Source organism: Streptomyces sp. NPDC053750, assembly GCF_044544295.1.
Taxonomy (GTDB): domain Bacteria; phylum Actinomycetota; class Actinomycetes; order Streptomycetales; family Streptomycetaceae; genus Streptomyces.
Window position 1 is genome coordinate 38,740 of sequence record NZ_JBITXB010000028.1, and the last position, 24,613, is coordinate 63,352.

The 24,613-nt window shown below is 72.4% G+C and carries 22 protein-coding genes and 2 pseudogenes; 16 read left to right on the plus strand and 8 right to left on the minus strand.

Annotated elements, in window-relative coordinates:
- Positions 1-6 precede the first annotated feature (6 nt).
- From ACIGO6_RS38465 to ACIGO6_RS38480, 4 genes are read left to right on the plus strand one after another with little or no spacing between them, the layout of a single operon-like run.
- Complete coding sequence (locus ACIGO6_RS38465) at positions 7-1,188, plus strand: sedoheptulose 7-phosphate cyclase (RefSeq protein WP_399884901.1); 1,182 nt, start codon at positions 7-9, stop codon at positions 1,186-1,188.
- Positions 1,181-1,612: a cupin domain-containing protein gene (locus tag ACIGO6_RS38470; RefSeq protein ID WP_399884903.1), complete on the plus strand. Its 432-nt coding sequence runs from the start codon at positions 1,181-1,183 to the stop codon at positions 1,610-1,612. The genes ACIGO6_RS38465 and ACIGO6_RS38470 overlap by 8 nt, the downstream gene beginning before the upstream one ends.
- On the plus strand, positions 1,609-2,643 hold the full coding sequence (locus ACIGO6_RS38475; RefSeq protein ID WP_399884905.1) for an ROK family protein: 1,035 nt from the start codon (positions 1,609-1,611) through the stop codon (positions 2,641-2,643). Before ACIGO6_RS38470 ends, ACIGO6_RS38475 begins: the two co-directional genes overlap by 4 nt.
- Positions 2,640-3,653, plus strand: coding sequence for an SDR family oxidoreductase (locus ACIGO6_RS38480; protein WP_399884907.1), 1,014 nt, complete (start codon positions 2,640-2,642; stop codon positions 3,651-3,653). The genes ACIGO6_RS38475 and ACIGO6_RS38480 overlap by 4 nt, the downstream gene beginning before the upstream one ends.
- On the opposite strand, the gene ACIGO6_RS38485 is transcribed toward ACIGO6_RS38480, so the two are convergent.
- Entirely contained in the window at positions 3,535-4,977 is a 1,443-nt protein-coding gene (locus ACIGO6_RS38485) for a serine hydrolase domain-containing protein (RefSeq protein ID WP_399884909.1), read from the minus strand. The genes ACIGO6_RS38480 and ACIGO6_RS38485 overlap by 119 nt on opposite strands.
- 341 nt (positions 4,978-5,318) lie before the next feature.
- On the opposite strand from ACIGO6_RS38485, the gene ACIGO6_RS38490 reads away from it, so the two are divergent.
- Positions 5,319-6,896, plus strand: a complete 1,578-nt coding sequence (locus ACIGO6_RS38490; RefSeq protein WP_399884911.1) for a peptidoglycan-binding protein — start codon at positions 5,319-5,321, stop codon at positions 6,894-6,896.
- 35 nt (positions 6,897-6,931) lie between these two features.
- Here ACIGO6_RS38490 and pcaD read toward each other — a convergent pair whose 3' ends face one another.
- Entirely contained in the window at positions 6,932-7,741 is an 810-nt protein-coding gene (gene pcaD / locus ACIGO6_RS38495) for a 3-oxoadipate enol-lactonase (RefSeq protein WP_399884913.1), read from the minus strand.
- 98 nt (positions 7,742-7,839) lie between these two features.
- Between pcaD and ACIGO6_RS38500 the strand changes: the two genes are divergently transcribed.
- Positions 7,840-8,787, plus strand: coding sequence for a LysR family transcriptional regulator (locus ACIGO6_RS38500; RefSeq protein WP_399884915.1), 948 nt, complete (start codon positions 7,840-7,842; stop codon positions 8,785-8,787).
- A 432-nt stretch (positions 8,788-9,219) separates the two neighbouring features.
- Here ACIGO6_RS38500 and ACIGO6_RS38505 read toward each other — a convergent pair whose 3' ends face one another.
- Positions 9,220-10,002: an oxidoreductase gene (locus tag ACIGO6_RS38505; RefSeq protein WP_399884917.1), complete on the minus strand. Its 783-nt coding sequence runs from the start codon at positions 10,000-10,002 to the stop codon at positions 9,220-9,222.
- 80 nt (positions 10,003-10,082) lie between these two features.
- Entirely contained in the window at positions 10,083-10,661 is a 579-nt protein-coding gene (locus tag ACIGO6_RS38510; RefSeq protein ID WP_399884919.1) for a TetR/AcrR family transcriptional regulator, read from the minus strand.
- Between the two features lie 108 nt (positions 10,662-10,769).
- Here ACIGO6_RS38510 and ACIGO6_RS38515 point away from each other — a divergent pair, with 108 nt between their 5' ends.
- A complete protein-coding gene (locus ACIGO6_RS38515; RefSeq protein ID WP_399884921.1) occupies positions 10,770-11,000 on the plus strand; it encodes a hypothetical protein in 231 nt (76 codons plus the stop codon).
- Between the two features lie 118 nt (positions 11,001-11,118).
- Positions 11,119-11,406 carry a DUF6355 family natural product biosynthesis protein gene (locus ACIGO6_RS38520; protein WP_399884923.1) on the plus strand — a complete coding sequence of 96 codons (288 nt, stop codon included), beginning with the start codon at positions 11,119-11,121 and terminating at the stop codon, positions 11,404-11,406.
- 60 nt (positions 11,407-11,466) lie between these two features.
- Here ACIGO6_RS38520 and ACIGO6_RS38525 read toward each other — a convergent pair whose 3' ends face one another.
- Positions 11,467-11,985 carry a 2'-5' RNA ligase family protein gene (locus ACIGO6_RS38525; RefSeq protein ID WP_399884925.1) on the minus strand — a complete coding sequence of 173 codons (519 nt, stop codon included), beginning with the start codon at positions 11,983-11,985 and terminating at the stop codon, positions 11,467-11,469.
- Between the two features lie 21 nt (positions 11,986-12,006).
- On the opposite strand from ACIGO6_RS38525, the pseudogene ACIGO6_RS38530 reads away from it, so the two are divergent.
- Positions 12,007-12,138: pseudogene (locus ACIGO6_RS38530) on the plus strand (AraC family transcriptional regulator); the annotation flags it as partial.
- Positions 12,139-12,154: 16 nt separating this feature from the next.
- Here the strand turns inward: ACIGO6_RS38530 and ACIGO6_RS38535 are convergent.
- Entirely contained in the window at positions 12,155-13,702 is a 1,548-nt protein-coding gene (locus ACIGO6_RS38535) for a carboxylesterase/lipase family protein (protein WP_399884927.1), read from the minus strand.
- Positions 13,703-13,839: 137 nt separating this feature from the next.
- Here ACIGO6_RS38535 and ACIGO6_RS38540 point away from each other — a divergent pair, with 137 nt between their 5' ends.
- Together ACIGO6_RS38540 and ACIGO6_RS38545 are read left to right on the plus strand one after the other, a co-directional pair.
- Entirely contained in the window at positions 13,840-16,323 is a 2,484-nt protein-coding gene (locus ACIGO6_RS38540; RefSeq protein ID WP_399884928.1) for an SCO7613 C-terminal domain-containing membrane protein, read from the plus strand.
- A 202-nt stretch (positions 16,324-16,525) separates the two neighbouring features.
- Positions 16,526-17,503 carry a teichoic acid biosynthesis protein C gene (locus tag ACIGO6_RS38545; RefSeq protein WP_399884930.1) on the plus strand — a complete coding sequence of 326 codons (978 nt, stop codon included), beginning with the start codon at positions 16,526-16,528 and terminating at the stop codon, positions 17,501-17,503.
- 137 nt (positions 17,504-17,640) lie between these two features.
- Here ACIGO6_RS38545 and ACIGO6_RS38550 read toward each other — a convergent pair whose 3' ends face one another.
- On the minus strand, positions 17,641-18,165 hold the full coding sequence (locus ACIGO6_RS38550) for a GNAT family N-acetyltransferase (protein ID WP_399884932.1): 525 nt from the start codon (positions 18,163-18,165) through the stop codon (positions 17,641-17,643).
- Positions 18,166-18,227: 62 nt separating this feature from the next.
- Between ACIGO6_RS38550 and ACIGO6_RS38555 the strand changes: the two genes are divergently transcribed.
- Positions 18,228-18,806, plus strand: coding sequence for a TetR/AcrR family transcriptional regulator (locus ACIGO6_RS38555; protein ID WP_399884934.1), 579 nt, complete (start codon positions 18,228-18,230; stop codon positions 18,804-18,806).
- 71 nt (positions 18,807-18,877) lie between these two features.
- Here the strand turns inward: ACIGO6_RS38555 and ACIGO6_RS38560 are convergent.
- Positions 18,878-19,072, minus strand: a pseudogene (locus ACIGO6_RS38560) (VOC family protein); the annotation flags it as partial.
- Positions 19,073-19,502: 430 nt separating this feature from the next.
- On the opposite strand from ACIGO6_RS38560, the gene ACIGO6_RS38565 reads away from it, so the two are divergent.
- The 4 genes from ACIGO6_RS38565 to ACIGO6_RS38580 are packed head-to-tail and all read left to right on the plus strand — an operon-like array spanning position 19,503 to position 24,391.
- On the plus strand, positions 19,503-20,990 hold the full coding sequence (locus tag ACIGO6_RS38565; protein WP_399884936.1) for an ABC transporter substrate-binding protein: 1,488 nt from the start codon (positions 19,503-19,505) through the stop codon (positions 20,988-20,990).
- Positions 20,987-22,753 (plus strand): ABC transporter permease subunit, encoded by a 1,767-nt coding sequence (locus ACIGO6_RS38570; protein WP_399884938.1) that lies wholly within the window; start codon positions 20,987-20,989, stop codon positions 22,751-22,753. The genes ACIGO6_RS38565 and ACIGO6_RS38570 overlap by 4 nt, the downstream gene beginning before the upstream one ends.
- The gene (locus ACIGO6_RS38575) at positions 22,722-23,681 is read left to right on the plus strand and encodes an ABC transporter ATP-binding protein (RefSeq protein WP_399884940.1); all 960 of its coding nucleotides are present in this window, start codon (positions 22,722-22,724) and stop codon (positions 23,679-23,681) included. The genes ACIGO6_RS38570 and ACIGO6_RS38575 overlap by 32 nt, the downstream gene beginning before the upstream one ends.
- On the plus strand, positions 23,678-24,391 hold the full coding sequence (locus ACIGO6_RS38580) for an ATP-binding cassette domain-containing protein (protein WP_399884942.1): 714 nt from the start codon (positions 23,678-23,680) through the stop codon (positions 24,389-24,391). The genes ACIGO6_RS38575 and ACIGO6_RS38580 overlap by 4 nt, the downstream gene beginning before the upstream one ends.
- The last annotated feature ends 222 nt before the right edge of the window (positions 24,392-24,613 follow it).

The window sequence follows — 24,613 nt, forward strand, 5'->3', positions numbered from 1 at the left end:
AGAAAGATGTCAGGCCAGGTTCTTGCCCCGGTGGAGCCGGGTGTGCGAGAGGACGCCGCCGGCTTCGACCTGCTGGCGCCCGACGGCACCGCCTACCGGGTGGACCTCACCCACGGCGTGTTCGACCAGGAGAATCCGCTCCTCGCGCGCGCTCTCGCGGGCCGCAGGGTCGTCGCCTTCGTCAGCCCGACCGTCGACCGGCTCTACGGCGACCGGCTGCGTGCCTATCTCACCGGCCGTCTGGAGTCCGGCAGTTGGAGCCTCCACACGATGCGCACCGGCGAGCACCACAAGACGCTCGCGGCCGCCGAACAGGTCTGCGCCACGGCCAAGGCCGACGGGATCGACCGGCACGGTGTGATGCTGGCGGTCGGCGGCGGGATCGTCGCGGACGTCGTCGGCTTCGCCGCGTCGATGTACGCGCGCGGCATCCGCTATGTCAAGGTCAACACCACGCTGGTGGGGCAGGTCGACGTCGGCGTCGGGGTGAAGACGGGCGTCAACGCCCTGCGCACGAAGAACATGTTCGGCGCTTACCACCCCGCCCACGCTTCCCTCAACGACCCCGCGCTCCTTGCCACGCTGCCACCGCGCGAGATCCGCTGCGGGCTCGCGGAGATCGTGAAGATGGCCGTGATACTCGACGAGCAGCTGCTGCACACGCTGGAGGAACACCCGGACGTCTTCCTCACTCCGTCCGGTGCCGACGGCCGGTTGGAGAGGTACGTACTGCGCACCTCGATGCGTCTGATGATGGACGAGCTCTGCCCCAACCTGCGTGAGCACCAGCTGGCCCGTCTCGTGGACTTCGGGCACACCTTCAGCCCGGTCATCGAGACGGCCGGCGACCACCGTTTGGAACACGGTGAGGCCGTTGCCGTGGACATGGCCCTGTCAGCGCACATCGCGCGGCTGCTGGGCCTGACGGACGCGGACACCTGTGAGCGGATCGTGCGACTGCTGCGGCGCATCGGCCTGCCCGTACACGACGCCCGCACCTGCACACCGGAACTGATGAGCCACGCCTTGCGGGCCTCGTGGGAGCGACGCGGGCGCAGGCTGCACCTGGTCGTGCCGACGGCGCCGGGCAAGGCGACGTTCGTCGACGAGCTGGCGGACGTACCCGAGTCGCTGCTGCGTACAGCCCTGGACGCGCTCGCGCGGGACGGCGAGCGCCTGGATGTCTGAGACGACGAAGAGGTCCGAGACGACGAAGGTGTCCGAGACGACGAAGCGGGAGGCGGTGCGCAATCTGAGCGCACTGTTCACGCCCAAGGAGCACGACCACGGCGGCGTCGGCACGATCCTCGCCCACCGGGTCTTCGCCCGCCGGTCCGGCGGCCGGGGGGCCGAGTTCGTCGATGTGGCCGTGCTGCCGCCCGGCACGTCGATCGGCCGGCACCGGCACGGAGCGGACCAGGAGACGTACATCGTCCTCGACGGCGCCGGGGTGATGTTCCGGGACGGCCAGGAGTTCCGGGTCGCTGCGGGCGATGTGATCGTCAACCGCCCGTTCGGTGAGCACGGGCTCGTCAACGACGGCTCGGAGGACCTGCGGCTCCTCGTCTTCGAGGAGCCGCAGGAACACGAGGCAGAGGAGGCCTGCTCGTGAGTCCCTCCGTACCGCACCCCCCGTTCACGGTCCTGGACGTAGGGGGCACCACCTTGCGGATCGCCGACTACGATCCGACCACGGGCACCCTGTCCCGGACACTGCGCATGCCGGTCGACGGCATGGCCCGCGACCCCGACGCCCCCGTGCCCGTGCTGCAGCAGCGCGTCGTCGAGCAGCTCGCGCGTGAGGTGGAGGCGCACGGGGGCGCGCCGCGGGCCGTCGGGGTCGCCTTCGCCGGACCGATCACCGCGGGGGGCCTGGTCCTGGCGGCACCCACGGTGTGGGGCGGCCGGGGTGAACCACTGCCGCTCGGCGGGCTGCTCACCGAACGCCTGGGCGTCCCGGTGACGGTGGTCAACGACCTGACGGCCGCGGCCTGGCGCTACGCGGACACCGAGGAGCAGCCGTTCTGCCTCATCACCATCAGCTCCGGCATCGGCAACAAGGTCTTCCGGGGCGGCGAAGTCCTTCTCGACGCCGACGGTCACGGCGGTGAACTGGGGCACTGGACGTACGACACCTCTCCCGGCGCCCCGTTGTGCGACTGCGGGGGGCGCGGCCACCTCGGGGCGATCGCCTCGGGCCGCGGGGTCCTGGCCGCCGTCCGTCGGGCCGCGGTGGCCGACGGGGCCGGATTCGCCGCCTCGCTCCTGGCCGCGGCCGGCCAGGGCCGACCCGAGCGGGTCGACAACCACGCGGTCGCCTCGGCCGTCCGGGCGGGCGACCCGTTCACGACGGCCGTGCTGCGCACGACGGTGACCCCGCTCGCCCAGGCGATCACATCGGTCTTCACGTCGATCGGCATCTGCCGCTACATCCTGATGGGCGGCTTCGCACTGGCCGTCGGGGAACGCTACCGGCAGCTCCTGGTGTCCGAGTTGACGCGCCTGGGCTGCTTCGGTCTCGACGCGGACGCCGTCGACGCGATGGTCTCACTCGGTGCCTCGGACGACGACCACGGCCTGATCGGCGTGGGCCGTCTGCTCGGCGCCCGCCTGCCCGCCCCTGCCGAGCAGGTGGTCCGATGAGCGGCGCACTCGTGATCGGCAGCGGTTTCGTCGGCACCGGCATCGCCCGGCATCTCGCCCGTGCCGGGAGCCGGGTCACGCTGGCCTCACGCGGCCGGCCGGCCACCTCGCCCGCGACGTACGGAGCCGGCTGGTCGCCCCTGGACGCCACCGACCGGGGGGCGTGCGGGCGGCTTCTGCACCGGCTGCGTCCCGACCGGATCGTCCTGGTGCACGGCCCGTCCGACGTGACCTGGTGCGAGGCGCATCCGGCGGAGGCGGTGCGAGCTCATACGGCGGTCGCGGACAACATCGCGTCGCTGGCGCCGGACGCGCGCATCGTGCTCATCTCCACGGACAACGTCTTCGACGGCACGGCGCCGCTCAACTCCGAGTCCTCACCGGTCCGTCCGGCGAACGCCTACGGCCGCGCCAAGCTCCGCGCCGAGCAGGTCCTGCTGGACAGGGCGACGGACGCGGTGGCGCTGCGGGTGAGCCTCGTCTACGGCCATGAGCCGGAGGACGCGGGAAAGTGGCTCAACTTCTTCGCGGTGTGCGCCCACCGTCTGCGGCGCGGCGAGCCGGTGCAGGCGCCCTCCGACCACTGGACGACTCCGGTCGCCGTCGACGACGTCGCTCGGGTCACTGCCGCCGTCCTCGCCGCGCACGCGCCGCTCCCCGCGGTCCTCCACCTCGGGGGGCCCGACCGTGTCACGCGCGCCGAGTGGGCGACGACGATCGCCGAGGTGCTCGGCGCACCCCGGCGGTTGGTGGTCCCGGTGCCCAAGGCACGGACCCGCTATGCCTCCCGGCCGGCCAACGCCTGTCTGACCAGTGCGTCACTGCCGGGCCTGCTCGACATCGCCCCCGCCGACGGGGTCGTGGCCGGTGCGCGAAAGCTCGTGGACGAGTTCACCGAATCCGTCCGGGCCGGCCGGCCGCCCCGGATGTCGTCCGCGAGGCCGTGTGCGCAGCCGCATCCCGGCGGAGCTCCGGGGCCGGGTCCGGGACGGGCCCGGGGTCACGGGTGAAGCGGGCACCGGCGAGCTCCAGGGCGACCGGCCGGCCCTCGGGATCGCGCCGCACTCTGAGCTCTTCGCCGGCATAGGCGCCGTCCAGGCCGGTGAGGCCGCCCTGCGGGGTCCGGCCGAACCGGCTGGCCGGTGCCCGGAACCGGGACGGCTTGGTGCGGGTGCTCATCGGCTGCAGCAGCAGTTCACCGTCCGGCTCCAGTTGGACGGCGTGCGGACGTGGTCCCTGGTACCAGTAGCCGGCCAGTCCGAGCAGGTCGCCCGGCAGGTCCTGCGGTGTCCACTCCTCGGGCAGCGGGGCCGTCTGCTCCCCCACGATGTCCAGGATATCCAGGGCACGGCTCGGGCTGAGCCCGGTGCTGGCGTTGCCGACGACCACGGCTCCCGTGCCCCGCCCACGGTCCACCCAGATCGTCGCCAGGTATCCCGGTATGCCCCCGGGGTGTCCTACGAGGGTGCGCCCCTGGTGTCGCACCGCCTGCAGCCCGAGCCCGAAACCCGATCCTGGTTCGCCGTCGCGACCGGACAGCCGACTCGGCTCGGCCATCTCGGCCAGCGTGTCCGGGTGGAGCACATCGGCACCGTCCCCCAGCAGGAACTCCGCCCATCGGGCCAGGTCCGCGGGGGTGGACCACAGCGCGCCGGCCGCCGCCATGGCGCGAGCGTCCCCGACCTCCTCGGCGACGAGTGTCGGCGCCCACGGGTGCACACTCCAGCCCGTGGCCGCGTCGACGCCGGCAGCCGTGCCGGTGCACCGCAGCCCCAGCGGAGCGAGTACCTCCCTCGCCAGCACGTCCTCCCAGGGCTGCTGACGCACCCGCTCGATCGCGGCGCCCAGCAGGGCGTAGCCGATGTTCGAGTACTGGAACCGCTCCCCCGCGGCACACAGCACCCCCGCCGCGGAGGGCAGTGGGTCGGCCGGCCCCACTCCGCTGTACGGCCACTCGCAACCGGGCGTCATGGCGGCCAGCCCGGAGGTGTGGCCGAGCAGTTGCTCCAAAGTGCGGTCCCCGGCGGCCGTGCCCGGAAGGTACCGGTCGAGCGGCTCGTCGGTCCGCAGCTCACCCAGGTCCCGCAGCCGCATCACGAGAACCGCGGTGAAGGACTTCGTCAGGGAACCGATGCGGTAGCGCGTGTCCAGGGTCGGCGGTGCGTCCCCCACGCGACCTCGTGCCCCGGTCCACGCCGTCCGTCCGTCGATGAGGGCACAGCCCACCACGGACGGCACCCGTCCCATGACCTGGGCCTCGGCGAGCCTGCGCAGCAACAGCAGACCGACGCCGCCGAGAGGCTGGGCTGCGGGGTCGGATGACGGTTGGGGCAAGGGACGCATGGGACGGCACTCCCGTCGTCGGACTCACTCGGGTCGAACCAGACTTAACCAGTCCCGATCACAGGCCTGCAAGGTCTGTCAGAAAATTCAGAAACAACTTGCAGACTACGAGCCTGTGTTGACCGAGGCTCGGTCGAGTGGGAGCGCTGCGCTCGGCCGCACAGTTCGCCGCTCGCCGCACGTCCGTCACGCGGCGCTCTACCCGTATTGGCATGCCCATGAAAGATTGGTCGAAGTACTCCACCAGCGCACTCGAACGTCCCGTCGGAGACCTGCCGTACCGCCGAGCGACGCCCGTCCGACACGACTGCACCCGAGGAGACGACAACCGAATGCACCGACACCCGCGATCACGGACACGCACGACAGCACTCGTACTCGGTACTGCCTTCGCTGTCCTGTCCACGGGCACGGCCGGACCATCCGCAACCGCGGCAACCGCGGCACACGACACCGTCAGCCACTCCTTCGCGCGGGCCGGGGCTGAGTTCGACGTCCCCCGCGACCTGCTCGTGGCGATCGGGTACGGCGAGAGCCGGCTCGACCCCCACGGGGGCCGGCCCAGTCACGCGAACGGGTACGGGATGATGCACCTGGTCAGCAACCCCCGCTCGCACACTCTGGAGCGAGCCGCGGAGCTGACGGGCGAGACACCGACCGCGCTGCGGCACGACACCGCAGCCAACATCCGCGGCGCGGCCGCCGTCCTGCGATCGTACGCCGACCGGCTCGGGCTCGACGCGGACGACCGCGACGACGCCGGTGCCTGGTATCCGGTGGTGGCCGAGTACAGCGGCAGCAGGAACGAGAGCACGGCCCGCCTCTACGCGGACTCCGTCTACGACTTCCTCGCGCACGGCGTCCGCGCCACCACGACCGCGGGCGAGGCCGTCACCCTGCGTCCACGCGCCGTGCGCCCCGACCGCGGCCGTTACGCGGACGTGCCCGCCCTGGACGAGGGGGGCTCCGCCGCCGCAGGCACGCTGAGCACCGACTACCCGCCCGCGTTGTGGGCACCGGCGAACAGCGGAAACTACACCGTGGGCCGCACCTCGGCGATCTCCGCCATCGTCGTCCATGTCACCCAGGGTTCGTACGCCGGGTCCATCAGCTGGTTCCAGAACCCGGACTCGAACGTCAGCGCGCACTACGTGATCCGCTCGTCCGACGGGCAGGTCACCCAGACCGTGCGCGACAAGGACACCGCCTACCACGCGCGCTCGGGCAATCCCTACAGCGTCGGCATCGAGCACGAAGGGTACGTCGACAACCCCGCCTGGTTCACCGACGCGATGTACCGGTCGTCCGCCGCCCTCACCCGTCACCTGGCCGACAAGTACGGCATCCCCAAGGACCGCGCCCACATCGTCGGGCACTCCGAGGTCCCGAACAACGACCACACCGACCCGGGACCGAACTGGAACTGGTCCTACTACATGCAGCTCGTCGGTGGCAGTGGCGGCGGGACCGCCAACCTCGACTTCCCGTCCTACGACACGCTCCGCAGCGGATCGACCGGCCCTCAGGTCACCGCGGCCCAGACGCTGCTCAACGCGCAGGGATTCTCGGCGGGTACCGCGGACGGAGTGTTCGGTACCAGGACGGTGACCGCCGTGAAGGCCTTCCAGAGCGCCCGTGGTCTGTCGGCCGACGGGGTCGTCGGCCGACAGACCTGGACGGCGCTGCTCTCGGCCGGCACGAAACCCGTCCTGCGGGAGGGCTCCTCCGGCGCCGACGTGAGACGGCTCCAGCGCTCGCTGACGGCCGCGCTGAGCCGGACCGTGGGCATCGACGGCATGTTCGGCTCCGGCACCGCCCAGGCGGTCCGGGACTACCAGAGCAGCCGGGCGCTGACAGCCGACGGCATTGTGGGCACGGCAACCTGGACGGCACTGCAGAGCGGGCGGTGACGTGAGCACGCGGGCCGGCCATGACGCAGTAGCCGTCAGGGCTGCTCGGTGAGGAAGGCCACCACGGTGTCCAGGAACTCCGCCTGCCCTTCGACGTTCGCCATGTGCACCGTGGGCAGAACGGTGAACCGCGCACCGGGGACGGTCGCGGCGAGCTCCTTCCCGTGCTCGGCGGACGTGACGGTGTCGTGCTCGCCCGCGATGACCAGCGTCGGGTTGGGGATGAGTGTGGCCGTGCGGCGCAGGTCGTAGTCGCGCACCGCGGCCCAACTCCCCGCCACGCCCTCGCGCCGCGTGGCGAGCAGGGTGCGGCGGAAGCCCTCGACCACCTGGTCGTCGCCGCGCAGCATGCGGTCCGGGAACCAGTTGCGCAGGAACCTCTCCGCGGTGACCTGCATGTCGGGGGCTTCCAGCAGTTCGGCGATCGGTCCGTCCCACTGTTTCGCCGGGCCGAGGTACGCGGCGGTGTTGGAGAGCACCAGGCGGTCGACGCGCTCCGGAACGTGGATCCCCAACCACTGCGCGACGATTCCCCCCAGGGACAAACCGAGCACGTGCACCCGCTGCAGGCCCAGGGCGTCCAGCAGTTCCACCACGTCGCGCCCCAGCCGTTCCAGGGAATACGGACCGCTCGGGACATCGGATGCGCCGTGGCCGCGAGCGTCGTAGCGCAGCAGCCGGAAGTGCTCGGTCAGAGCCGGCACCTGGCCGTCCCACATGTGGAGGTCGGTACCGATGGAGTTGGAGAGCAACAGCACCGGCTTGTTCTCGTCACCGTCGAAGCGGTAGGCGATGCGGACGCCGTCGCCGGTGGTGACGGTGGCGGTAGGGGTCTGAGAAGTCATGTCAACTCCAGTGATCCAGCGGTGTGTGCTCAGCCTATGGACGCCTCCTGCAGAGTTCTATTACAAAGACCGGAACAGCCTTGTAGGTTGTGCGGACAATGTCGAACTTCACGCTCCACGAGTTGCAGTGCTTCAACGCCGTTGTGCTCCACGGCGGCTTCCAGGCGGCCGCCGGGCGGCTGCACCGCTCGCACCCTTCTGTGTTCGCGGCAGTCGCCAAACTGGAGCGGCAGCTGGGCCTGGAACTGCTGGATCGCTCGGGCTACCGGGTTCGGCTCACCGAGGCGGGGCACGCCTTCCACCGCAAGGTGCGCCTCCTGCTGCACGAGGCCGAGGAACTGCAGACCTACGCCGCACAGTTGGCGATGGGTGAGGAGGCCGAACTGCGCGTGGTACTCGGGGACCTGTGCCCGCTTCCACCGGTGTTGGAGTTGCTCAGCCGCTTCTTCGCGCAGTGCCCGCAGACACGACTGCACCTGCAGTTCGAGACGGTCACCGGCCCCTGGGAGCGGCTGCTGGAGGACGATGCCGACCTCATCGTGCACCGCGTCCCCAAGAGCGACGTGCGGATGGAGTGGATCGACCTCGGCCGCGTCGCGCTGGTGCCCGTCGTGGCGCCCGGTTTCCTGCCCTTCGCTCCGGACACCGACATCACACCGCAGCGGATGCAGGCCTTCACCCAGTGCATAGTGCGGGACTCGGCGCAGCACCCGTCCGAGCAAGGCCACTTCCTCGTCGAGGGCGCGCCCCGGAGCTCCGTTCCGGACCACCTCATGAAGAAGGAACTGATCGTGCACGGCATGGCGTGGGGACACCTGCCGCGCTTCATGATCGAGACCGAGTTGCGTGACGGAACCCTGCTTTCCATCGCCGGACGGCACTTCCCCGGTGTGGTCGAGGAACTCGCGGCAGCTCGCCGGCGCGACCGGCCGCACGGACCGGTCGCCGACCAGCTGTGGGACTTCCTGGCCGGCCATGCACCGGTCCTGGGGCCGGCCCTGGGCCGTGTGCCCGAGGCGAACGAAGCACCGGAGCGCTGCGGGTGACACGGGTGACATCGCCCCGGTCGCCGCACCGCGGCGACCCACGACGTCCGGTCAGCACCCGACCACCGGCCCGAAGGCCTCGCGCACGTCCGCGTTCGAGGGCGTGACGGCCATCCGCGACGGCAGCGCGTCGAAGTACCGGAGGATGCCGGGGCAGCTCTCGCCGCCCACCCGGACACGGTCACCTCGGTCGTCTTCGCGCCCGGTGGCGACACGCTGGCCTCGGCGGGCAACGACCTCACGGCGAGGATCTGGACACGGACCGGGCGCTCCGCCAGGTCTGCGACCGCACCGGGGGCGACCTCATCCCCGTCCGATGGCGGGATCTCCCGCCCCGGCTGTCCTACCGGGCCACCTGCTGACCGGAGTACACGGCACGGCCCGCCCAGCCCAGGCGGACAGCGGTCAGCGGGCCCCAGCGCGCCGGCCGTCTCATACGGTCTTGATGCCGCCCCCGTCGACGACGTAATCAGCACCGGTAATGCTCGCCGCGCGGTCCGAGACGAGGAACGCGACGACGGCCGCGACCTCGTCGGCCTCGACCATGCGGCCAGTGGTCATACCCATCGCCGCGGGCACCCCCGCCACGAAGTCGCGGTGCCCGACACCGTTTGCTTCTGCGAGGCGGGCACCGAAGCCGTCGGCGTCCTCCCACATACCGGTACGCGTCGGACCGGGAGAGACGGTGTTCACACGTACACCCTGGGGGCCGAACTCCTCGGACAGTGCCTTGCCGAACGCGTTGAGACCCGCCTTCGCGACGCCGTACTCGATCGGGCCCGTGCCCGGCAGGCGTGCACTCATCGACGAGATGTTCACCACCGAACCGCGGCGCTCCAGGATGCTCGGCAGGAGCCGACGGGTGACCCGGACGGTGCCGAACAGGTTGACCTCGAAGCTCTGCGCCCACACGGCGTCGTCGGCCGCAAGGAATCCGTTCAGGGTGAACGTGTCACCACCGCCCAGATTGTTGACCAGGATGTCCACGCCGCCGAGTTCCACGAGCGCCTGCGCCCCCAACTCCTCGGCGCCTTCCGGCGTGCTCAGGTCGACCGCGACCGGATGGGCGCAGACCTCCTTCAGCTCGGCCGTGATCGTGCGGGCCGCACCCACCACGCGGACCCCCTCGGCGACGAGCTGCCGCGTGATCGCGAGTCCCACGCCGCGACTGGCCCCGGTGACGACCGCGGTCTTCCCTGCGAGATCGAGCTCCATGTCAGACTCCTCAAGAATATTTGACTTATAGGTACAAAATCAGGCCGCACAAAAGGACGGCACCGACCGGTGATGTCGGACTAGAGCGACTCCATCGCCGCGTCCACGACCCGCCTCAACTGCGTGGCATCCTCGGCGGTCTTCGCCAGCACCCGCATGCCGATCACTGTCGCGAGCAGCCAGGCGGCCGTCGCCGCCGCGTCGCGGTCACCGGCGATCTCGCCGGCCCGCTGGCCTTCCTCAACGGTCGCCCGGAACGCACTCTCCGTACGCGCGAACATCTTGCGCACCGTGTCCGTCGTCTCGGCGTCCGAGGTGGCCAACTCGGCCGCGGTGTTGACCGCCATGCAGCCGCGCCGATCCGGGTCACCCAGGTCGAGCTCGACCAGCGCCTCCAGCGCACCCCGCAGTCGATCCTTCGCCGAACCGGGGTGATCGAGAAGCGCCTCCAGCCACGCGGCCTGTGCATCGCGGTAGCGCATGAGCGCCCGCTCGAACAAGGCATGCTTGCTGCCGAAGGTGTTGTACAGACTGCCCTTGCCGATGCCGATCTCGTCCACGAGGTCCTGCGGCGTCGTCGCCGCATACCCCTTGCGCCAGAACACTCCCATCGCGCGCTCCACCGCCACGTCCGGATCGAACTGCTTCGGCCTGCCCATGGTGCCACTGTAACACCATTTTTGACCTTGCGGTCAAAATCGAGTTGCCTCCTGGCCCTCGACCGGCTCCGGAGCGTCCCGCGCGGGCCGAAGGACGCGTACACCTTCGTGGCCACCGGCCCCCGACTTCCTCACGTCGGACCTCCAGTCACCGCGTCCCGCTACTTCCACACCCGCGAATACACCGCCGTCCTCGACATCTTCGAGGACTCGGGCGCGCTCGTGATGAGCGACGAAGAGGTGGGCGTCTCCCGGTCGTTCGGGCTTCGCAAGCCCGATGCGCGTCGAATTGGCGAGAATCAACTGATCGGGGCAGCAGTGAATCGATTCGCCGGGTGAACGCTGCCACCGGGGCCCAGAACGGCTGTCCCCAGCTGTGAACCTAGGGGTCTCGACAAGGGATCGGCAGGTGCCCAGCGGTCCGGGCGACCGGTCCCTCTACTGGTTGGAGCTCGTCTTGCGTGTTCGTCGTATCGTGACTGGGACCCTTGGTTCCCTCGCTCTCTGTCTCGCCTCCGTCGGCGCCGTCACCATGAGTGCCGGTACGGCCGCAGCAGATCCCTGCGGCTACTTCGCGACCGCCTCCGACGCCTACTACAACCACTGCACCTCGGACGGCTCACGCATTGTCATCGAGATCGATGACTGGGGGCCGAACAGCGAGCGGTGCGTGGGACCGGGCGTGACCTGGCTGGGGTCCAGTTCCGACGTCTCCGGCGCGTGGTACACCGGCCGGACCTGCTGATCCGAACAGCCGGCACCGAAGCGGTCCGACTCCTGAGTCGGACCGCTTCGGTGTGCCGTGTCATCGGCTGCTGCCGGCTGGACACGTACGGGAAGGCCCAGGAGCGCAGGGTGTCGTCGAGGTGTCGCCTCGGCTCGTCGGCGAGCGCACGGGCACACTCCGCGGGCGGCCTGCGCGCCGGGTACGGCCGAGGGTGATGTGCGCGTTCCAGCTCTCAGGGCTGTGGAACGGGCTGAGCGTCTCCGGCGGGCTGTCCGAGGCCACCGCCTCCCACACCCGGCGGTGCAAGTCCGCCAGCGCGGAGTCGAGTTCCAGCGACCACGCCAGCACCGAGGTGGGCCTCTCGAAGCGGATCACGCCGGTGAACCGCACCGGCAGCGGCAGATCGGCGGCCACCTCTGTCAGCTCCCAGCGGATCGGTGCAGTCAGCTCCGGGCAGGCGGCCAGGGTGAGGTGCGGTCTGTTGGTCGGTGAGCGGTGGCGCGCCTGACTGGGCAGCCCCGCGTCCGCCAGCCGCCGCCAGGCATCCAGGACCGCCGGCTCCGCCGCCTCGTCCAGAAGAAGCTCGACCGTGCGCACCGCCGCAGCCTACCGGCGGCCTGCCCGCACCTGGTCCGCCTCGACCACGGCTCGGCCGATGCCCACAGAATCGCCCGCCGCCTGGTCGTCCCACCTCACCGCGACGGCGGCCAGGCCCAGTTCGACGCCACCCCCGTCCCCGAGCCGGGACACGACCGCGTCGACGTCCTCACCGGCCGGAAGGGCCACGCGAACGGGGACCGGCCGCCGGCCCGGGCCGCATCGGCTCGAACGGGACGTCGCTCCACAGGACGCGGGCCTCGTACGTGTCGTCGGCGTCCAGGTGGTCGTCGGGGACGGCCCAGACCCTGACCGGTGTGGTGTCCGAGGTGACCGCCGGCCAACCCGGGTCACCGGTGGTCGCGAAGTCGGCCCAGGAGGCGAGCATGCGGCGCGACAGGGCGCGGTCGTGTTCGTCGGGGGAGCCGCCGATGAGGAAGTCGGCGCCGACGGCGTCCAAGTTGCCGAAGGCGAAGGGGACGTCCGCGGTGTGCCAGGGCCTGGCCTCTCCGCGCCTGCGGGCGAAGCGGGCCAGGTACGCCCGGCCTCCGGCCCGCGCGTGCCGCTCGGCAAGGCGGGTGGTGTACTCACCGAACTGCGCGTCGCCGGAGATCGCCAGGTAGCGGTCTAGCACCGGGGCGTCCGGCATCAGCGCGCGGTAGCCGTCGATCAGATGGGCCGGAAGGCCCATGGCCTCGGCGAAGTCCGCCAGCTCGGCTTCGGTGGTGACGTCCCGCACGGCTCCCACCGTGTGCAGGAACCAGTACTCCTCCAGCGTGTGGCACACCAGCAGGTCCACGTCCCGCGCCACTCCGGTGGCGACCGCGCGCAGCGGGTCCACGGGCAGCACCTCACCGTCGACGACGGGTTGGAAGACCACCGGATCGAAGGCGTGGGCCGCCGCGGCGGGGTCGGCTCCGCAGTCCGCGGCAGCCTTGTCGGCGGCAGCCACCAGATCGGCCGGCGGCACGGAGAGCAGTCCCTCCGCCGTCGGGTCGACCCCTGCCCGAGCCGCGATCCGCTCGGTGACCGCCGCGGCGAGCTCGACCGTGAAGAAGTCGCTGGGCACGCTGTGGGCGACGGCCCGCCGGAACAGGCCCCGCGTCTGCTCCATGGCCATCAGGCAGGCGACCGAACCTCCTCCCGAGGAGTGCCCGGCGACGGTGACGTTCTCGGGGTCGCCCCCGAAGGCCGCGATGTTCTCCCGGACCCAGCCCAGCGCCGCGGCCTGGTCGAGCAGTCCGCGGTTGTCGGGAAACCCGGGCACATGGCCGAAGCCCTCGAAGCCCACCCGGTAGTTGCAGCTGACCACGACCAGACCGGCGCGGGCCAGGGCCGCCCCGTCGAAGTCGGGCTGGGCGGACGAGCCGAAGGTGTAGGCCCCACCGTGGATCCAGAAGAACACCGGCAGCCCGCTCTCCTCCGCCCCGTCGGGGACCCATACGTTGACCGTGAGGATGTCCTCGTCGCCCGCGCGCCAGACCGGTGCTCCGGGCAGCTCGGCCGACTGCGGCGCGATGGGGCCGAAGGCTGTGCAGGTGCGGACTCCGCTCCAGGCCGGCGCCGCTTGCGGTTCCCGGAACCGGCGGGCGCCGAAAGGCGCCGCCGCGTACGGAATGCCCAGGACCGCGGTGACACCGTCACCGGCTCCGGTGCCCCGCACACGGCCGCTCGTCGTCCGGAAGTCGGCCTCAGCACCGCATGATTGCTCACTCATCGCGCGTCAGTCTCGCTCATCGGACGGCCCCGGGGCGAGCGAGTTCGCATCCCGACGACCGGACGGCACGGGACATGAGTAGGAACTGAGTACGAGCGCCCATGTGCCGCGAAGTGGCGGGGGCCACACTCGCCGTCATGACGAACATTCCGCCTCCGGCCGAGGAGCTGCGCTTCCTGGACGCCGAGTTGCGGCAGCTCGACGCCCGCCGTGCCGTCCTGCTGCGGCGCCGCGAGTGGCTGATCCATACGCTTCGTACGGCTTCCGCACCGCAGCCGGCGCCGGGCGCCGGTCCGGCGCGCCCGGTGTGGCCCGGGGCTCCCGGTACGGTGGCCGACCGGCCGGAGGCCACGGCGCCCGGCGTGCAGAACGTGCTGCTGCTCCTCGGCGGCATGCTGCTGACGATCGCCGCCATCGCCTTCACCCTGGTCGGCTGGGGTCACCTCGGCATCACCGGACGGGCGCTGGTGCTGGGCGCGGTGACCCTGGGTGCGCTGGCCGCGCCCGTGGGGCTGCTGCGGCGAGGCTTGAGCTCGACCGCCGAGTCGGTGGCGGCGCTGGGAATGGCCCTGACCGTGCTCGATGCCTACGCCCTGCACGAGGTGGCGTTCAGCGGCATCGGCGGTCTCGGGTACGCGGCTGCCGCGTCGGCCGTCCTGTCCGCCGCGTGGGCCGCCTACGGTGCGGGGACGGGCCTGCTGGTGCCGCCGTCGGCCACCGGTCTCGCGGCGGAGCGGAGCCGGGCACGTGCGGGTGCGCGCGTCGTCCTCCGGCTCCCCCTCCCCCTCGCGGTGGTGACCGCGCACCTGCCGCTGCTGCTGTGGGCGCTCGCCGTCGACGCGGGCCCGCACGCGCTCACTGCCGTGCTTCTGGTGACCGCGGCGGCCGACACCGCCGTGTCGCTCCGGTCGGCCCACCCGCCGGTGCGGGTCATCGGCGTCGTCGGTGCGTGCGGCACGGGGGCCGTCGGTGTGCTGTCGGCCGGGTGGCTCTGCTGGAGCGCCCCCGGCCCGGGCGCGGCCGCACGGGCTGCCGCGCTCCTGGTCCTCGCCGCGGCGATCGCCCTGACCGCCGCCCGGTTCTCCCCGAAGCCGGAGGCCGCCCTGTGCGCGGCCCTGTCCGCAGGGCTGTGCCTGGTCGCGGGCGCCGGCGGGGTGCTGCGCGCGTCGTTGCCCGGCGAGTGGACGGTGCCCGGGTGCCTGGCCCTCGGAATCACCCTGCTGACGGCTGTGAAGACGCCGCTCCCCCGGCCGCTGCGGCAGGGCTTGGTCGGGGCTTCGCTGGTCGTCCAGGGCCTCGCGGTGCTGTGGGCGCTCCCCTTGGTCGCCGGGACGCTCCTCGGTCCGGTGGCGTGGATCGAGCGACCCTGGTCGGGGATGCCGCTCGACACCCGGGACGCCGTGTTCGCGAACGCCGCCTGGCCTTCCTACGCCGCTGCCGCGCCGCTCGTCCTCGCTGTCGTGGCCGGTGTGCTGGCCGTGGCCGAGCGCCGCGCGGTGTGGCGCCCGACGGCCGGGACGGGCGCGGTCGTCCTGAGGTGGGCGGCCATCATCGTGATCCCGGTGGTGCTCGAACTGCCTCACGTGGCAGGGCTGGTGGTGCTGGGTGTCGTGGTCCCGGCCTCACTGGCCTTCGCCGAGCGGGCCCGTCGGGTGGCGGGCGGGCCGTCCGCGCCGGCCCTCACGGCCGTTCTGCTGGCCCTCGTCACGTCCGCCGTCCTCGCCTTCCTCTCGCTGGCCACCGAGCCCGGGACGATCGCTGTACTCCTGGCGCTGACGGTGCTGTTCGGCGCTGCAGGCACCCGTTCGGGGCTCGTCGTGTTCGCCGCGCCCGCCGCCCTCGGCTACGCCACGGCTCTGGCCTGCGCGACCGGGGCCTCCGCCGACTGGCAGCCGGAGCACACCGCGCTGCTGGTCCTCGCGGTGCCCGCCGTCGCGGCCCTGGTCGCAGCACGCATGGGCGGCGCGGCCGCGACCGTCCCGGTCGAGGGGGCGGGTACGGCCGCGGCGCTGCTCTCGCTCGCTCTCGCGGTGACGGATCTGCCGGTACTGGCCTCGGTGCTCTCGCTCTGCGGGGTCGTCGCGGCCGGGACCGCGCTCCGGCCGGAGCGACGCTGGGCCGGCCATGTGGCGGCCGCCCTGTTCCTGTCGGCCACCTGGGTGCGTCTGGCGGCGTGGGACGTCACCACGCCGGAGGCCTACACGCTGCCGGTGACCGTCGCCGCGCTGGCCGTCGGGTACCTGCACCGGCGCCGCGACCCGTCGGCCTCCTCCTGGACGGCGTACGCCGCGGGGCTGTCCGTCACCCTGGTGCCGAGTCTGCTGGCGGTGTGGGGCGAACCGCACTGGCTGCGGCCCCTGCTGCTCGGCACCGCCGCGCTCACCGTGACGTTGGTGGGCGCGCGGTTCCGGCTCCAGGCGCCGCTGGTCCTGGGCGGGAGCGTCCTCGCACTGGTGGCACTGCACGAACTCGCCCCGTACATCGCCCAGGTCGTCGGCGTCCTCCCCCGCTGGGCACCTCCCGCACTCGCCGGTCTTGTACTGCTCGCCCTGGGCGCCACCTACGAACAGCGACTGCGCGACGCACGGCGCCTGCGGGAAGCACTCGGGCGTCTCCGGTGACTACAGGATGCCGCGCCGTCCCGAACTGCCCACCCCCGTCTCCCTGTCCGCGAGGCCGAACGCATTCGACGCGGCCCACCGTGCGGTGCCCCACCTGACGTGACGTCGGCCCACGGCGCGCGCCTCCGGGACGGCGTGCGCCGCTGCGGACGGGTAGCATCACGTGTTCCTGATTTCCGCCCATGGCACTGGAGTTCCCCCCATGCAACACACCCCTGCCTCCCGCGTGTCCCGGCGCAACCTCATACGCGTCGGCGCCGGCGCCTCGCTCGCCGCGCTCGGGCTCGGTGCCGGTGCGCAGACCGCGTCCGCCGCGGTGACCGCCACCAAGCGGTTCGATCTGACGCAGCCGTCGTACGACCTGTTCCGGTCCAAGAACACGCACGGTCCGCGGGTGCAGCAGAGCTTCGCCTTCGACTGGGTGAACAAGTTCCTGTTCGTGGCCACCAAGCGCAGCGGAAGCCCCGAGTCCGCCGGTGACCTGTGCATCAACAAGATGGACTTCGACGGGAACTACATCTCGTACATGCACCTCAACGGCTTCGGCCACGGCGTCGCCTTCGCCGCACTGCCGAGCGGTTCCGGGACCGAGCTGTGGATCGAGTGCGCCGCGAACACGAACGGGTACGGCACCGCGCTCGCCCCCATCCGCTACACCGCCAACGCCAGTTGGAACTCCCCGGCCGCCTCGGCCGCCTACCGTCCGATCTCCGGGGCCACCGAGTACACCTGCTCGGTCGACCCGGTCTACCGGCGCATGATCGTGCGCTACCACACCAGCGCCGGCAAGCGGATCGCCGTGTACCCCCTGTCCGCCTTCGAGTCGCGCAGCTTCGGCACGCCGCTGGTCGACTTCAAGCAGCCGTCGATCCCCGGCACTCCGCAGGGATACACCCTGTACGGCTCCTACATGTACTACCTGACGGGCGACGCCTACCCCGGCGACGGCTCCCCCACCGGTGACGGCAACTCCTACGTCACCAGCGTCGACATCAACACGGGTGCCGTGAAACAGGGCCCCGTCCTCACCAAGGCCGGCTCCACCCTCCACCACCGCGAGCCCGAGGGCCTGGCGATCTACCGTACCGACGCCGGCGAGTCCCGCCTCTTCATCGGCTTCGCCACCGGAGTGGAGGGCGACCGACGCTCCAGCATCTTCTACAAGAAGGACCTCATCTGAGCCATGCACGGCCGCACGTCCGGCGACCGGTCGCCGGACGTGCCGCGGTGCCGCGGAAACGGTCGGGAGACTCCGGACGTTGATCGGGGCAGAGTCCCTGAACCGGGGCTCGAGCCCTCCGGCTCGATGACGTGACGTCAGGCCCGCTCGCTGTCGACGTGCATGTCGAGAGTCCAGTTCTGGCCGACGAGATCGTGGCCGAAACTGTGGTGGCGTTCCTCGTCGACGAGCACGAAGCCGAAGCTCTGGTAGATCCTGCGCGCCGACTCCAGCACGTCGTTGGTCCACAGTGTCACCTGGCCGTACCCCGCCTCGCGGGCGAAGGCCAGGCACTCCGCGACCAGGCGCGTCCCGAGCCGGAGACCTCGGCCTTCCGGGGTGACGAGGAGGATCCGCAGCTTGGCCACCCGCGGCTGGTCGCCCCCGACGAGGAAGACGCAGCCCACGCGCCGGCCGTCGAGTTCGGCGATCCAGGCCGCCTCGCGGGCCGGGTCGTGCTTGACGCCGTAATCGGCGACGATCTTGGCGACCAGGGCCTCGAAGTCGGTGTCCCAGCCGAACTGCCGGTGGTAGTTCTCGCCGTGGGCCATCACCACCCATCCCAGGTCCCCGGGACGGTCGGCGCGGCGCACGACGACGCGCTCGTGATCCTGCCGCGACATGCGCTGTTCTCCTGACCCTGATCGCTCTTTCACTGAAACACTCGTTTCAGTAGACTAGCGGTATGCCCCAGGGAACGCCACCCCCGTCCGCCCGGCGGAACGAATTGCTCGAGGCCGCGTACCGGTACGCGCTAGCCCACGGCCTGACGGATCTCTCGCTGCGACCGCTGGCCGAGGCCGTCGGGTCCAGTCCACGGGTCCTGCTCTTCCTCTTCGGCAGCAAGGACGGCCTCGTGCGGGAGCTGCTGTCGCGCGCCCGCACCGACGAACTGGCACTTCTGGGCCGGGTCAGGCAGCCGGATCAGCCCGCCGGGCTCGTGCCGGCCGTGGAACGCGTCTGGGAGTGGCTCGCCGCGAAGGAGCACCGTCCGCTGCTGCGCCTGTGGGCCGAGGCTTACACACGAAGCCTCGTCCAGCCCGACGGGGCCTGGGCCGGGTTCGCCCGTGCGACGGTGGAGGACTGGCTCGGCGTCCTGGCCGACTGCCAGCCGCCGGCCGAACGGCACGGCGAGGAGGGTGCCGCCCGCCGGTCACTGGCCCTGGCCGTGCTGCGGGGCGCCCTGCTGGACCTCCTCGCCACGGACGACGAGCAGCGGCTCACCGCGGCGGTCGGGCACCAGCTCGCCCTGCTGCGGGACTGAAGGGGCACCGGACGGCGAGCCGCGCGAGGCTCAGCGGAGGCGCTCGCCCACCTCGCCGCCCCGAGGAACGCTCAGTCGAGGCAGAACTCGTTGCCCTCGACGTCCTGCATCACGATGCACGGCTCGTTCTCCTCGTCGGCGAACAGCGTCCGCACATGCACCGCGCCGAGCCCGACCAGCCGTGCGCATTCGGCGTCGAGCGTGACCAGGCGCTCCTCGCCCACCAGACCGGTGCCGGCCCGCACGTCCAGGTGCACGCGGCTCTTGGGCTCCGGCCGCCGGGCGCCTCCTTGTCCGCTCGCCATCCGCTCGCCGCCCCTCGGTTCGTCACGTCACTCGCGGCACCTGTCAGCAATCGGGGCGCCGTCTCGCCTCGACGCGACCGACGTCGGCGGTTTCGGGCGCTGCGCGCGGTGCGGCGAGGCGATCGCCCCCCGAGCGTCTGCACACCTTCCCCCACCTCGAACGGTGCCTGCGCTGCGAGGCGGAGGGCGGGGCGAGAGCTCGCTGAGCCCCCTCGGCAGCGGCACACCGTGGAACTGACCGGCGTCTGCGACAACTGCCGCACCACTGCCGAACCCCTGCCTCCGCCAGGTGCCCAGGTCGGACGCCGAACCGGGTCATGAAAATGATTGTCATCGTGCTACGGTCGTCGCACGCTCAACCATTGACCGGCCCTTTACCCGGAGTGACCCCGTGCGCGTCCCAGCCCGTCTTCTGCCCCTCCCGGCGGCTCTCGCCGCGTCCGTCCTGCTCACCGGCTGTTTCGCGGGCACGGAGACCACCGGCACCGACGCCGGCGAGCGCGTTCGCGTCGCGATGATGCAGCCGCCGCGTTCGGGCCTGTCCCCGCTCTCCGACGACGCCTTCAAGCTGTCCCGTTGGTCGACGGCGGAGACGCTCGTGAAGCTGGACGCGGACGGCGACGCCCAGCCCGCGCTGGCGACCGGGTGGAAGCAGTCCGGCCGGAGCTGGACCTTCACCCTCCGTGAGGGCGTCACCTTCCACGACGGCACGGAGCTGACCGCCGAGGCCGTGGCCCGCTCCCTCACCCGGGCGGCCGGCGCCTCCCCCAAGCCCCGCATCCTCGACGGTGTCGAGCTGACCGTGAAGGCGGTGGACGCCGCCACCGTGGTCGTCACCACCGCCGAGGAGGACCCCCTGGTCCCGCAGCGGCTCAGCTCCCCGCAGCTGTCGATCCTCGCGGCGAAGGCGTACCGGGGGAAGACGGTGAACCCGGTCGGCGCCGGCACCGGCCCCTTCGAGCTGACCCGCGTCAACGGCACGTCCTCCGCCGCCCTCGACCGCTACGACGACTACTGGGGCGGTACGGCCAAGGCCCCCGGCATCGACGTCACGTTCGTGCCGGACGGCACCGCACGCGCCGCCGCCCTGCGCAGCGGCGAGGCCGACATCGTCGAGGCGGTGCCCGTCTCGCAGGCCGCGCTGCTGGACGAGGACCTGATCACCGAGGTACCCATGCCGCGCACCAACACCCTGTACCTCAACACGGAGAAGGGCGCCTTCAAGGACCCCGCGCTGCGGGCCGCGGCCAGGGAGGCGATCGACGCCGAGTCGATCGTGAAGGGCGTGTACGAGGGCAGGGCGGACGTCGCCGACGGACTGCTCGGCCCCGCGCTCCCGTGGGCGGCCGAACTGCGCGAGCCGGTGCGCCGGGCGAAGGCGGGCGACCCGGACGGCCGGACCATCACGATCGGCACGTTCACGGACCGGGCGGAACTGCCCGAGGTGGCCGCCGCGCTGCAACAGCAGCTGAAGAAGGCGGGGTTCCAGGTGAAGCTGGAGGTCCGCGAGTACGCCAACATCGAGTCGGATGCCCTGGCCGGCGCGTTCGACGCGTTCATCCTCTCCCGGGCCACCGTCCTGGACTCCGGCGACCCGGCCGCCTACCTCTACAGCGACTTCGCCTCGGACGGCTCCTTCAACATCTCCCAACTCGCCGATCCGGCCGTGGACAAGGCCCTGCACAAGGCGGGTGCGACGCCGACGGGTGACGCCCGCAGGCAGGCGGTCATCGACGCCGAGGCCGCCGTGCTCGCCACCGACGCGGCCGTGCCGATGCTCCACGAGCGCGTGATCCAGGGTGACGCCGCCGACATGGTCGGCGCGGCCCACGACCCGCGCGAGCGGGAGCTGGTCACGCTCGACACCCACGTCAAGTGAGGCCGTACGCAGCGGGGGTGACCCGCACCGTCTCGCTGTGCGCCGTGCTGGCCGCCGTCGGACTGCTGCCCTGGCTCTCCGGCCGCGACCCGGCCCTGACCGTGCTGCGCGCCCGGTCCGCCGAGCAGGAGCCGACCGAGGAGGCGCTGTCCGCGATCCGCCGGGACCTGGGGCTGGACGCCGGCCCGCTCTCCCTGCTCGGCGACTGGGCGGCCGGACTGGTACGGGGCGACCTCGGCACCTCGTGGGTGTCGGGGACGGGCATCCTGCCGTCGGTCGTGTCCGGACTGCAGGTGTCGCTGGGCCTGATGGCTGCCGCGCTGACCGTGGCCGTACTGCTGGCCGTGGCCCTGGTGGCCCCCGTACTGGTGCGCGGGCGGGGATCGGCCGGGGCACTCGCCGCCATGGCCGCCGCGGTGCCCGAGTTCCTCCTCGCCACCGTGGCGCTGCTGGTGTGCGGTGTGTGGCTCGGATGGCTGCCGACGTCGGGCTGGCAGGGACCCGAGTACATGGTCCTGCCCGCCCTCGCGCTCGGCGTCCCGGCGGGCGGCCTGCTCGGCCGGCTCGTCGCGGATGCGCTGCCCGCCGTGCTGGACGAACGGTGGGTGGAGCTGTGGCGGGGCGCGGGCGTGAGCCGGGCCCTGATCTCGGCCGCCGCGCTGCGCCGCGTGCTTCCGCCGCTGGTCCCGCAGTTCGGGATGGTAGCCGTGGGCCTGACGGGCGGCGCGGTGGCGGTCGAGGCCGTGTTCGCGGTGCCCGGCATCGGGCGCACCGCGCTGGGTGCCGCCAAGTCGCAGGACCTGCCGCTGCTCCAGGGCTCGGTCCTCGCCCTCCTCGCGCTGGGCCTGGTCACCGGCGCGCTGGCCGCCCTCGTACGGCGCCGGCTGCTGGGGCCCGCCCTGCGCGACGCCGGGCTCGCGCTGCCCCCGCCCCGCCCGGTCCGGGCGCACCCGGCGGTCCCGGTCGTCCTCGCCGTCGTCCTGCTGACGGCGATCGGCTGGGGCCTGCTGCGCGACCCGTACGCGGTGGACACCACCGCCCGGCTGGCGCCGCCGTCGTGGGCGTACCCGCTGGGCACCGACGGGCTCGGCCGCGACGTGCTGGCCCGGCTCGGGCACGGAGCCGCCTCCACGGTCGGTACGGCGGCGGCCGTGTGCCTGCTGAGCCTGCTGGCCGGGCTGGCACTGGGCTTCCTGCCCGGCGTCGCGGCGGGTGCGGCGGACATCGCCAACGCTCTGCCGCCGGTGATCGTCGGCATCCTCGTCGCGGCGGCGGCCGGGCCGGGCACCGGCGGCGCGGCCCTCGCCGTCGCGCTCATCTCCTGGCCACCCCTGGCCGCGCACGCGGCCGCGCTGGTGCAGGAGGTGCGGGCGTCGGCCTTCCTGACCGCTCAACGCGCCATCGGCGCACCGCCGCTGTGGATCCTCACCCGGCACGTCCTGCCGTCCGTCGCGGCTCCGGTCGCACGCCACGCCCTGCTGCGACTGCCCGGCATTGCCCTGGCCCTCGCCTCCCTGGGCTTCCTGGGTCTGGGCGCCCAGCCACCCACCCCCGAGTGGGGGCTGCTCCTCGACGAGTCCCGCGCCTACATCGAACGCGCTCCCTGGGCGGCCCTCGCTCCGGCCGCCGCGCTGGCCCTGCTGGCGGGGCTGGCCGTTTCCGGGGCGGCGTACGCCCAGGGCCGGGGAGCGAGGCGCCCGACCCTCCGTACCGTACGAAAGGAGACCGCCCATGTCGTCCGAGGCACTGCTGTCGGTGCGTGACCTGCGGGTCGCGTTCGGCCCCGTCGAGGCGGTCCGCGGACTGAGCTTCGACGTCCGGGCCCGCGAGGTGTTCGCCGTCGTCGGGGAGTCGGGCGCGGGCAAGTCCCTCACCGCCCGGGCGCTGCTCGGCATGGTGCCGCGCGGCGCGACCACCGGCGGCAGCGTCCGGTTGCGGGGCTCCGCCGACCTCGCCGCGGAACGCGGGCGCCGGATCACCCTCGTGCCGCAGGACGCCCTGTCCGCCCTCTCCCCCGTCCACCCGGTCGGCGACCAGCTCGCCGCGGCCGTACGGTCGGTGCGGGGCCTGTCCCGCGGCCGGGCGCGCGACCTTGCCGTGGCGGCGCTGGACCGGGTCGGCATCCCGGACGCCGCGCGCCGGGCACGGGCCTACCCGCACGAGTACTCGGGCGGCATGCGGCAGCGCGCGGTGATCGCCATGGCGACGGTCAACGAGCCCGACGTCGTCGTCGCCGACGAACCGACCACCGCGCTGGACGAGGAGCGCCGCGAGCAGGTGCTGCGGGTGCTCGCAGAGCAGCGCGAGGCGGTCGGCGCCGCGCTGGTGCTCGTCACCCACGACCTGGAGGTCGTACGGGAACACGCGGACCGCGTCATGGTGATGTACGCGGGCCGGGCGGCCGAACTCGGCTCGGCCCGGCCGGTACTGACCCGTCCGCGTGCCCCCTACACCGCCGGCCTGCTGGCCTCGCTCCCGCAGGACGGCCCCCGGCTCCGCCGGCTGCCGGCACTCCCCGGCACGCCGCCCGCGCCGGGCAGCCTGGGGCCGGGCTGCGCGTTCGCGCCGCGCTGTCCCCTGGCGACCGACCCGTGCCGCGACCACGAGCCCGAGGCGCGGACCGTGGACGGACGCCTGGTCGCCTGCCACCACACCGATGACCTGCCCGACCCGCTCCGGGAGTTCGTGTGAACCACCCCCTGCTGGACGTCCGCGACCTCGTCGTCCGCTACGGTCCGGTGACCGCCGTGGACCGGCTCTCGTTCACGCTGGAGGCCGGTGAGACCCTCGCCCTCAACGGCCCCTCCGGCTCCGGCAAGTCCTCCACGGCCCTCGCGGTGCTCCAGCTGCGCCGGCCCGACGGCGGGACGGTGCGCTTCGAGGGGCGGGAGCTGACGACCCTGACGGAGCGCGAACTGCGTCCGCTGCGCCCGCGCATGCAACCCGTCTTCCAAGACCCGTACGGCTCCCTCAACCCCCGCCACCGCATCCGCGACGCGGTGGCCGAGCCACTCAAGGTGCGGGGCGCCTGGCACCGCTCCGACGGACCCACCCGCGTGGCCGAGCTGCTCGACCGGGTCGGTCTCGACCCCTCGTACGGGGACCGGCGCCCGCACGAACTCTCCGGAGGCCAGTGCCAACGGGCCGGGATCGCCCGTGCCCTGGCCTCCGGGCCGAGGCTGCTGGTCCTCGACGAACCGGTGTCGGCGCTGGACGCCTCCGTGCGGGCCGGCGTGCTGAACCTGCTCTCCGACCTCCAGGACGAACTCGGCCTGGGCTACCTGTTCATCTGCCACGACCGTGCGGTCGTACGGCACTTCGCGGACCGGGTGGTCGAGATGGGGCTTCTGCCTTCGAGGTCCCAAGAGAATTCCTGCTCAATCTTCCCCGCAAGTCGCTGACCAACTGACACACAGCAAGCCGAGCCTGTCCGGGCACTGGGCATCCGCGGGACGGGGACGGGCCGACAGGGGCGGCCGTCCGTCAGGGGCAGAACGGGAAGGCGCCTTCCCCCTTGTCGTGGCCGGTGTGGGCGAACAGTGCGAGCCAGTCGCCGTCGAGGAACTGCCGTTTCCAGGTGTCGATCTCCTCGTGCGGGACCTCGTACTTCTCGGCGGCTCCGG